The organism is Microbacterium sp. (assembly GCF_035687345.1).
In the GTDB taxonomy this organism is placed as follows: Bacteria; Actinomycetota; Actinomycetes; order Actinomycetales; family Microbacteriaceae; genus Microbacterium.
Genome location: NZ_DASRXZ010000065.1, coordinates 1 through 8528, shown reverse-complemented (window position 1 = coordinate 8528; position 8528 = coordinate 1). Strand labels below are relative to the sequence as shown.

The following is an 8528-nucleotide window of genomic DNA, read 5'->3' as shown; positions in this document are numbered from 1 at the left end:
GTCGTCCCGGCGCGCCCTTCCAGCAGCGCTCGGGCGGTCCCGGCCGTCCCGGCGGCGGTGGCGGCGGCTTCCAGCGTCCCGGCGGTCCCGGCGGCTTCGCCGGTCGTCCCGGTGGCGGCGGCCGTGGTCGTGGCCCCGGCGGCGGCACCGCCGGCGCGTTCGGCAAGGGCGGCGGCAAGTCGAAGCAGCGCAAGTCGCGTCGCGCGAAGCGGCAGGAATTCGAGATGCGGTCGGCGCCGGTCGTCGGCGGCGTCAACGTCCAGAAGGGCAACGGCGAGATCATCCGCCTGCGCCGTGGCGCGTCCATCTCGGACTTCGCCGACAAGCTCGAGGCGCTCAAGGGCTACACCGTCCAGCCCGGCACGCTCGTGACCATCCTGTTCAACCTGGGCGAGATGGCCACCGCGACCGAGTCGCTCGACGAGGCCACCTTCGAGATCCTCGGCGAGGAGCTGGGCTACAAGATCCAGATGGTCTCGCCCGAGGACGAGGACAAGGAGCTCCTCGAGGGCTTCGGTCTCGACCTCGATGAGGAACTCGAGAACGAGGACGAGGCGGACCTCGAGATCCGCCCGCCCGTGGTCACCGTCATGGGCCACGTCGACCACGGTAAGACGCGCCTTCTCGACGCGATCCGTCAGACGAACGTGGTCGCGGGCGAGGCCGGCGGCATCACGCAGCACATCGGTGCGTACCAGGTCTGGACCGAGCACGACGGCATCGAGCGGGCGATCACCTTCATCGACACCCCGGGTCACGAGGCGTTCACCGCCATGCGTGCCCGTGGTGCGCAGGTGACGGACATCGCGATCCTCGTGGTCGCGGCCGACGACGGCATCATGCCGCAGACGGTCGAGGCGCTGAACCACGCCCAGGCGGCGGGTGTTCCGATCGTGGTCGCGGTCAACAAGATCGACAAGCCCGAGGCGAACCCGGCCAAGGTGCGCCAGCAGCTCACCGAGTACGGCCTGGTGGCCGAGGAGTACGGCGGCGACGTCATGTTCGTCGACGTCTCGGCGCGCGAGAACATCGGCATCCAGGACCTCCTGGACGCGGTGCTGCTCACCGCCGACGCCGGTCTCGACCTGCGTGCGAACCCGAACAAGCCGGCACGCGGCGTCGCGATCGAGGCGAAGCTCGACAAGGGCCGCGGCTCGGTGGCGACCGTCCTCATCCAGTCCGGCACGCTGCGCGTCGGCGACGCGATCGTCGCCGGCACCGCGTACGGCCGCGTCCGCGCGATGATCGACGAGAACGGCGAGCCGGTCGAAGAGGCCGCGCCGTCGCGTCCGGTGCAGGTGCAGGGTCTGAACTCCGTGCCCCGCGCGGGTGACACGTTCATCGTCACCGACGAGGATCGCACCGCCCGCCAGATCGCAGAGAAGCGCGAGGCCGCCGAGCGCAACGCCCAGCTGGCCAAGGCCCGCAAGCGCATCTCGCTCGAGGACTTCACCCGCGCTCTCGAAGAGGGCAAGGTCGAGTCGCTCAACCTCATCATCAAGGGCGACGTGTCGGGTGCCGTCGAGGCGCTCGAGGAGTCGCTCCTCAAGATCGAGGTCGACGAGTCGGTGCAGTTGCGGATCATCCACCGCGGCGTCGGCGCGATCACCGAGTCCGACGTGAACCTGGCCACGATCGACAACGCGATCGTGATCGGCTTCAACGTCCGTCCGGACGCGAAGGCCCGCGAGCGCGCTGCGCGCGAGGGCGTCGACATCCGGTTCTACTCGGTCATCTACAACGCGATCGACGACGTCGAGCAGTCCCTCAAGGGCATGCTCAAGCCGGAGTTCGAAGAGGTCCAGTCGGGTGTCGCCGAGATCCGCGAGGTGTTCCGCTCCTCGAAGTTCGGCAACATCGCCGGTGTGCTCGTCCGTTCGGGCACGATCACCCGCAACGCGAAGGCTCGTGTCATCCGCGACGGCGTGGTCATCGCCGACGGCCTGGCGATCGAGTCGCTGCGTCGCTTCAAGGACGACGTCACCGAGGTCCGCGAGGGCTTCGAGTGCGGTATCGGGCTCGGCAAGTACAACGACATCCAGGTCGGCGACGAGATCGAGACGACCGAGTTGGTGGAGAAGCCGCGGGCGTGACCGTGGTTCGGTCCGGATGCCCCGCCCCTGACGGGAGCGGGGCATCCGGCACCCCCACGACCGCGCCATCGCGGTCGAACGACGACAAGAGGTGAGGAAATGGCTTCGGAACGGCAGGCACGACTGGCCGATCGCATCCGCGTTCTGATCGCGCAGCGACTCGAGAAAGGTCTGCGCGACCCGCGCCTCGGCTTCGTCACGATCACCGACGTGCGCGTGACGGGCGACCTGCAGCACGCATCGGTCTTCTACACCGTGCTCGGTGACGAGCAGGAGCGGATCGCCTCGGGCGAGGCGCTCAAGGCCGCGACGGGCATGCTCCGCAGCGAGGTCGGGCGTCAGCTCGGTGTGCGTCTCACCCCGACCCTCGAGTTCATCCCCGACGCCCTCCCCGAGAACGCCGGGCACATCGAGGACCTGCTGCGCGAAGCGCGCGAGCGCGACGCGGCAGTCGCGGGCATGGCGGCATCCGCTTCGTACGCCGGCGACGCCGACCCGTACGTCAAGCCGCGCGAGGCCTCCGAAGAGGAGTGACCTCCGGCCCGCTCCGGCGGTCACTCACGTGCGCAGCGCGGTGAGGATCCCGGCCCGCAGCCACTCGCGGTAGGAGTCGGCGTCGAAGCCGAGTCCGTGACGCACGCGACGGTAGGAATCGATCGAGCCGATCGTGAGCAGCGTCGCGACGCGCTGGTCGTGCGTCAGATCGCCGCTGGTCCATCCGCGCTCTTCGCACAGCCTGACGAGCGCGTGCGTCGAGCGGATGATGCTGGCCAGCATCGCCTCATGGCGAGCGGCGAGCTCGTCGTCGACGATCGCCTCTGCCGTCAGCACGGTCCACAGCACCCCCACGCGTTCGTTGAGATCGACGAGGAACTCTGCGAGGAGGCGGGCGAGCGCGACCGCGTCGAGCTGACGGAGGATGTCCGCTCCCAGGTCGAACTCGAACACGAGGTGCTCGCCCTCCTGCCCGAAGGAGGCGACCTCGACCGCCGCCTGCAGCAGCGCGGACTTCGGGCCGTTGACATTGACCGTGTCGACGGAAACACCCGCGCGCTCGGCGATCTCGGCCATGCGTGCGCCCGCGTACCCGCGCCGACGGAAGACGTCGATCGCGGCGTCCACGATGCGTCGTCGCGTCTCGGCCGCTCGCGCGGCGCGGCGGCTGTTGTCGTAGGTGCGGGGCATATTGATCCTAGTCGGAGACGGGTGAATAATAGCGCTCGATCCCTTCGATGGGACGGAGGCGCTCACATGTCGTCCGTACTGGTCTGTGCGATTCCCCTCGATGGGCATGTCGCTCCGATGCTCGCCGTCTGCCGAACCCTCACCGAGGCCGGCCACCACGTGCGGTTCCTCACCGGGGCCGCCTACGGCGACGCCGTGAGGTTGGCCGGCGGGGAGCACGTGGCGCTTCCGGAGACTGCGGACATCACGGCGGACATGCTCGACGCCGGCCGCGAACGCGACGGGACGCGGCTCACCGGCATCCGCTTCGCCATCGACAACACGAGACGGAACTTCATCGCGACCCTCCCCGGCTGGTTCGACGCGATCGAGCGGGAGGTCGGGCGGGGGACCGCCGTGATCCTCGGCGACATCGGGGTGTTCGCCCTCGGCGCCGTGTGTGCGACGGCCCGGGCCGAGCGCCCGGCCGTGATCGCGTGCGGAGCCATCCCGGTCGTGCTGCTGAGCCGCGACACGGCACCCCCGATGACCGGCCTGCCTCCTCGGAGCGACGTCATCGGGCGGGTCCGCAACCGCGTCCTGAACCGGGTCGTCGCGCACGGAATCTTCCGCGGCCTCCAGAGCGAAGCGGATGCCGCGGCGCGGCGGCACACGGGCGCGAGCCTCCCGGTGTTCCTGACCGATTGGCCGCGGGTGGCCGACGCCTACGTGCAGTTCTCCGTACCGGGGTTCGAGTATCCCCGGAGCGACGCACCCGAATCGCTCGCCTTCATCGGCCCACTCCGATCGGCCGCCGTCGGAGCCTCGCTGCCCGAGTGGTGGCCCGACGTCGAAGCCGCTGAGGTGGTCGTCCACGTGAGCCAGGGCACGCTGGCGAACCGCGACTTCGACGAGCTCGTGCGCCCGACGCTGCGGGCGTTCGCCGATGACCCGCGTGTGCTCGTCGTCGTCGCGACCGGTGGGCGGCCGGAGTCCGACGTCGGGGAGGTGCCGTCGAACGCTCGCGTGGCTCGGATGCTGGACTACGACCGGCTCATGCCGCACGTCGACGTCTTCGTCACCAACGGGGGGTACGGATCCCTTCACGCGGCTCTCGCGCACGGGGTTCCGATCGTCGCCGCGGGCGACACCGAGGAGAAGGTCGAGACGTGCGCGCGAGTCGCGTGGTCGGGCACCGGGGTCGACCTCCGCACCGGAACGCCGTCGAGCGACCGCATCCGCGCCGCCGTGCTCGAGGTGCTCACCGATCCGTCGTACCGCTCCGCCGCGCGACGGATCGCCGCCGACATCCGTGACGCGCCGGGCGAAGCCGGGCTCCTCGAGGTGGTCGACCGCGTGGCCACGACCCGTGCGGCGTAATCAGGCGGGAAGCCGAAGAAGACCGTCGGATGCCTCGGCGAGCCCGTCGGCGATGAGGGAGTCGATGGCGCGGTCGCGCTGGAGCGGGTCGGGCCAGTCGGGAAGGACGGCCTCGATCGGCACGGCGTGCCCCGTCACACTCCGCAGTGACTTCAGCACCGCGCCGCGTGCCTGGCGGTCGCTGCCTTCGTAGCGAGCCTGCTTGCGCCGCGCGTCGCCCGTATCGGGTCGCCCGGCGAGGCGCCACGCGCACATATACGCGATCGGGCATGCATCGCACTGCGGAGATCGGGCGGTGCAGACCGTCGCACCGAGTTCCATCATCGCGGCGTTGAACAGCGCGGACTCGGCGTCGCCCGCGGGCAGCAGCCTCTCCATCGACTCCAGATCCCGGCGCGACGGCGCGCCGGGCTGGCTCCGCCCCTCGACGGCGCGCGCGATCACACGACGCGTGTTCGTGTCGACGACCGGATGCCTCGCTCCGTACGCGAACACGGCGACCGCACGCGCGGTGTAGTCGCCGATGCCGCTGAGCGCGAGGAGGGCGTCGACGTCGCGGGGCACGATGCCGTCGTGGCGATCGCGGATCTCGACCGCCGCGCGGTGGAGCCATAGTGCACGTCGCGGGTACCCGAGGTTCGCCCACTGGCGGACGGCCTCGGCCGGGGCATCCGCCGCGAGCGAGCTCGGCGTCGGCCACCGCGCGAGCCACGCCTCGAGATGCGGGATGACGCGCGTCACCGGCGTCTGCTGCAGCATGAACTCGCTCACGAGCACGCCCCAGCCGCCGTACTGCTCGGCGAACTCGGGTCGCCGCCACGGGAGGTCGCGCGCGTTCTCGCGGTACCACGCCATGACTGCGCCGGGCATGCCTTTCAGCCTAGGCGGCTGTCGCGGCCGGCCCAGGCGCGCGCGCACTCGCCGATCACCCGCAACTCGTAGGCTGGACGCATGCGGCTGCCGGTCACCCCCGTCACCACCCTGTGGCGTGAGCTTCGCGACGAGGTGCGCCGGCGGTATCCCGGCGGGCGCGTCATCGTCGCGGTCGACGGCATCGACGGAGCGGGCAAGACGATGTTCGCCGACGGCCTCGGAGAGGTCTTCCGCGACAGCGGCACCGCCGCATTCCGCGCCTCGATCGACGGGTTCCACCGTCCGCGGGTGGCGCGATACGCGCGGGGCCGCATGAGTCCGGAGGGGTTCTACCGCGACTCCTACGACTATGCGACGTTCCGCCGGGTGCTCATCGATCCGTTCCGCGACGGGGCGCAGACTGGTGCCACGACGGGGTTCCAGCTCGCCGCGTTCGACGTCGCGCGCGATGCGCCGGTCGAGTCGGAATGGGTCACCGGCCCCCTCGACGCCGTGCTCATCGTCGACGGGATCTTCCTGCACCGCCCCGAGCTGCGCGACCTGTGGGACTGGTCGCTGTGGCTCGACGTGCCGCTCGAGGTGGCGTACGAGCGCATGGCGAAGCGTGATGGCGCGGATCCCGACCCGAACGCGCGCTCCAACTCGCGGTATGTGCAGGGGCAGGAGATCTACCTGCGCGAAGCGGACCCGCGGGCGGCGGCATCCGTCATCGTCGACAACACCGACTACGACCACCCGCGTCGCGTCACCGAGGACGCCCGCTGATGGCCGACGCGGGCATTCTGCTCGTCGACAAGCCCGGAGGAGTCACGAGCCACGATGTCGTCGCCCGAGCGCGGCGCGTTCTCGGCACGCGCAAGATCGGCCACGCCGGCACGCTCGACCCGATGGCGACGGGCCTGCTCATCCTCGGCGTCGAAGGGGCGACGCGCCTGCTCACGTTCATCGTGGGGCTCGACAAGACGTACGAGGCGACGATCCGGCTCGGCGTCGCGACCGACAGCGACGACGCCGACGGCGAGATCACGGCGACGACGGATGCCTCGCATGTCGCCCCCTCCGACATCGCGTCCGGCATCGGCGCGCTCACGGGCCGCATCTCTCAGGTGCCCAGCACCGTGTCGGCGATCAAGGTCGGCGGCCGTCGCGCCTACGACCTCGCCCGCGCGGGGGAGCAGGTCGAGCTGCGCGCCCGCGAGGTCGAGGTGACGCGATTCGACGTCCTCGCGCAGCGGCGCGGCGACAGCACCGTCGACCTCGACGTCGTGGTGGACTGCTCGAGCGGCACGTACATCCGCGCGCTCGCGCGCGATCTCGGCGCGGCCCTGGGTGTGGGCGGCCACCTGACGGCGCTGCGGCGTACGCGCATCGGCCCGTTCGCCGTGGCGGATGCCGCGCTCCTCGACGACCTGCCGACGGCGACCCCCCTCGACCCCGCGACGGCGGCGTCCGCCGTGCTCGGACGCCTCGACGTTTCCCCCGACGAGGCGCGCGACCTGCGCCACGGCAAGCGCCTCTCAGGCGAAGCGGCTCGGCTCACGTCGAGCAGGGTCGCGGCGATCGACCCGGACGGCCGGCTCGTGGGGATCGTCGAGCGCCGTGGAGAAGACATCAAGAGCGCCATGAACATGCCCGAGGAGGCCCTCCCTTGATCCTGTGGTTCACGATCGCTCAGGTCGTCGTCGCGAGTGCGGCCGGAGTGCTGTGCATCGCGCTCGGGCTCGCCGGCCGGCGGCCGAGCGATCTCACGGTCGGCGCCCTCGCGCTGCTCGAGCTGCTCCTCATCGTCCAGATCGTGATGGCGATCATCGCCCCGTTGGCGGGCAACCCGCCGACGGGCAGCATCCTGGAGTTCTGGGTGTACCTCGTCTCGGCCGCGCTGCTGCCGCCCGCGGGCGTCGTGTGGGCCCTGCTCGAGCGCAGCCGGTGGAGCACCGTGATCATGGGGGTCGCGGCCCTCGCCGTCGCCGTGATGGTGTGGCGGATGCAGGTGATCTGGACGATCCAGGTCGCATGACGGCCCGCGCGGGAGCCGTGCCGATCAGCCGCCGTAGGATTGACGCGTCATGTCGTCGCCCACTCGCACCCGCATGACCGGCATCGGCCGCGTTCTCGTGATCGTCTACGCGATCATGGCGCTCGCCTCGACCGGTCGCTCCTTCGTCCAGATCGTCGAGAGGTTCGACGAGGCGCCCCTCGCCTACACGCTGTCGGCCATCTCGGCGCTCGTCTACATCCTCGCGACGCTGGCGCTCATCTTCTCGCGCTCGCACGCGTGGTACATCGTCGCGTGGGTGGCCATCGGGTTCGAGCTCGTCGGCGTCCTCGTCGTCGGCGCATTGAGCTTCGTCATGCCCGAGATCTTCGGGCATCCGTCCGTATGGTCGTACTTCGGCGGCCTCGGCCCCGACGGCTACTTCGGCTACCTGTACGTGCCGCTCGTGCTGCCGTTCTTCGGGCTGTGGTGGCTCATCGCCCACCGTCCCTCCGTCACGACGCGTGCCGAGCCCGCGACCGCATCCGCCGCATCATGATCGTCTTCCGCGATCCCGCCGACGTGCCCGACGGCTTCGGTCCGTCGGTCGTCGCGATCGGCAAGTTCGACGGCGTGCACGCCGGCCACCGCGCCGTCATCGAGCGTGCACAGGTGGACGCGGCGACGAGCGGGGCGAAAGTCGTCGCAGTCACGTTCGACCGCAACCCCCTCGCGGTGCTGCGGCCCGACAAGTGCCCGCCCGACCTCATCGGCGTGAACCAGAAGCTGCAGCTGCTCGCCGAGACGGGGGTCGACGCGACCCTCATGCTGACGTTCGACGAGAGCCTCGCGAACCTCCCGGCGCGTGACTTCGTCGAGGACATCCTGGTCGGCGCCCTCCGCGCGCGCACCGTGCTCGTGGGCGCCGACTTCCGCTTCGGGCGCGGGGGAGCGGGCGACCCCGCCTTCCTGCGGGAGCTCGGCGGCGAGCTCGGGTTCGCCGTCGACGTCGTCGACGACGTGCGCGCGATCGACGAGGGCCG

At 70.8% G+C, this 8528-nt stretch carries 9 protein-coding genes and 1 pseudogene; 8 read left to right on the top strand and 2 right to left on the bottom strand.

All coding sequences use genetic code 11. The features are described 5' to 3' along the window. Both infB and rbfA read left to right on the top strand, forming a co-directional pair. Positions 1-2093, top strand: a 2093-nt coding sequence (gene infB / locus VFF97_RS07930) for a translation initiation factor IF-2 (RefSeq protein ID WP_325032952.1), incomplete at its 5' end; no start/stop codon positions are given. Between the two features lie 99 nt (positions 2094-2192). Next, entirely contained in the window at positions 2193-2627 is a 435-nt protein-coding gene (gene rbfA / locus VFF97_RS07925) for a 30S ribosome-binding factor RbfA (RefSeq protein ID WP_325032951.1), read from the top strand. Between the two features lie 24 nt (positions 2628-2651). On the opposite strand, the gene VFF97_RS07920 is transcribed toward rbfA, so the two are convergent. Continuing rightward, the gene (locus VFF97_RS07920; protein WP_325032950.1) at positions 2652-3278 is read right to left on the bottom strand and encodes a helix-turn-helix domain-containing protein; all 627 of its coding nucleotides are present in this window, start codon (positions 3276-3278) and stop codon (positions 2652-2654) included. A 66-nt stretch (positions 3279-3344) separates the two neighbouring features. Between VFF97_RS07920 and VFF97_RS07915 the strand changes: the two genes are divergently transcribed. Then, positions 3345-4637 carry a nucleotide disphospho-sugar-binding domain-containing protein gene (locus VFF97_RS07915; RefSeq protein WP_325032949.1) on the top strand — a complete coding sequence of 431 codons (1293 nt, stop codon included), beginning with the start codon at positions 3345-3347 and terminating at the stop codon, positions 4635-4637. Here the strand turns inward: VFF97_RS07915 and VFF97_RS07910 are convergent, their stop codons facing one another. Then, positions 4638-5507, bottom strand: coding sequence for an A/G-specific adenine glycosylase (locus VFF97_RS07910; RefSeq protein WP_325032948.1), 870 nt, complete (start codon positions 5505-5507; stop codon positions 4638-4640). 81 nt (positions 5508-5588) lie between these two features. Here VFF97_RS07910 and VFF97_RS07905 point away from each other — a divergent pair, with 81 nt between their 5' ends. The 5 genes and pseudogenes from VFF97_RS07905 to VFF97_RS07885 form a co-directional block, all read left to right on the top strand. Further along, positions 5589-6275 (top strand): uridine kinase, encoded by a 687-nt coding sequence (locus tag VFF97_RS07905; RefSeq protein ID WP_325032947.1) that lies wholly within the window; start codon positions 5589-5591, stop codon positions 6273-6275. Beyond that, positions 6275-7162 (top strand): tRNA pseudouridine(55) synthase TruB, encoded by an 888-nt coding sequence (gene truB, locus VFF97_RS07900; RefSeq protein WP_325032946.1) that lies wholly within the window; start codon positions 6275-6277, stop codon positions 7160-7162. Before VFF97_RS07905 ends, truB begins: the two co-directional genes overlap by 1 nt. Continuing rightward, positions 7159-7527: a hypothetical protein gene (locus tag VFF97_RS07895; protein ID WP_325032945.1), complete on the top strand. Its 369-nt coding sequence runs from the start codon at positions 7159-7161 to the stop codon at positions 7525-7527. The genes truB and VFF97_RS07895 overlap by 4 nt, the downstream gene beginning before the upstream one ends. Before the next feature lie 49 nt (positions 7528-7576). After that, the gene (locus tag VFF97_RS07890) at positions 7577-8044 is read left to right on the top strand and encodes a hypothetical protein (protein ID WP_325032944.1); all 468 of its coding nucleotides are present in this window, start codon (positions 7577-7579) and stop codon (positions 8042-8044) included. Continuing rightward, positions 8041-8528, top strand: a pseudogene (locus VFF97_RS07885) (bifunctional riboflavin kinase/FAD synthetase); the annotation flags it as partial. The gene VFF97_RS07890 and the pseudogene VFF97_RS07885, both read left to right, overlap by 4 nt.

Bases quoted from the DNA above. Each gene is read 5' to 3' on its own strand.
- rbfA (WP_325032951.1), top strand. From the start codon at position 2,193: ATGGCTTCGGAACGGCAGGCACGACTGGCCGATCGCATCCGCGTTCTG.
- VFF97_RS07915 (WP_325032949.1), top strand. From the start codon at position 3,345: ATGTCGTCCGTACTGGTCTGTGCGATTCCCCTCGATGGGCATGTCGCT.
- truB (WP_325032946.1), top strand. From the start codon at position 6,275: ATGGCCGACGCGGGCATTCTGCTCGTCGACAAGCCCGGAGGAGTCACG.
- VFF97_RS07920 (WP_325032950.1), bottom strand. From the start codon at position 3,278: ATGCCCCGCACCTACGACAACAGCCGCCGCGCCGCGCGAGCGGCCGAG.
- VFF97_RS07890 (WP_325032944.1), top strand. From the start codon at position 7,577: ATGTCGTCGCCCACTCGCACCCGCATGACCGGCATCGGCCGCGTTCTC.
- VFF97_RS07910 (WP_325032948.1), bottom strand. From the start codon at position 5,507: ATGCCCGGCGCAGTCATGGCGTGGTACCGCGAGAACGCGCGCGACCTC.
- VFF97_RS07905 (WP_325032947.1), top strand. From the start codon at position 5,589: ATGCGGCTGCCGGTCACCCCCGTCACCACCCTGTGGCGTGAGCTTCGC.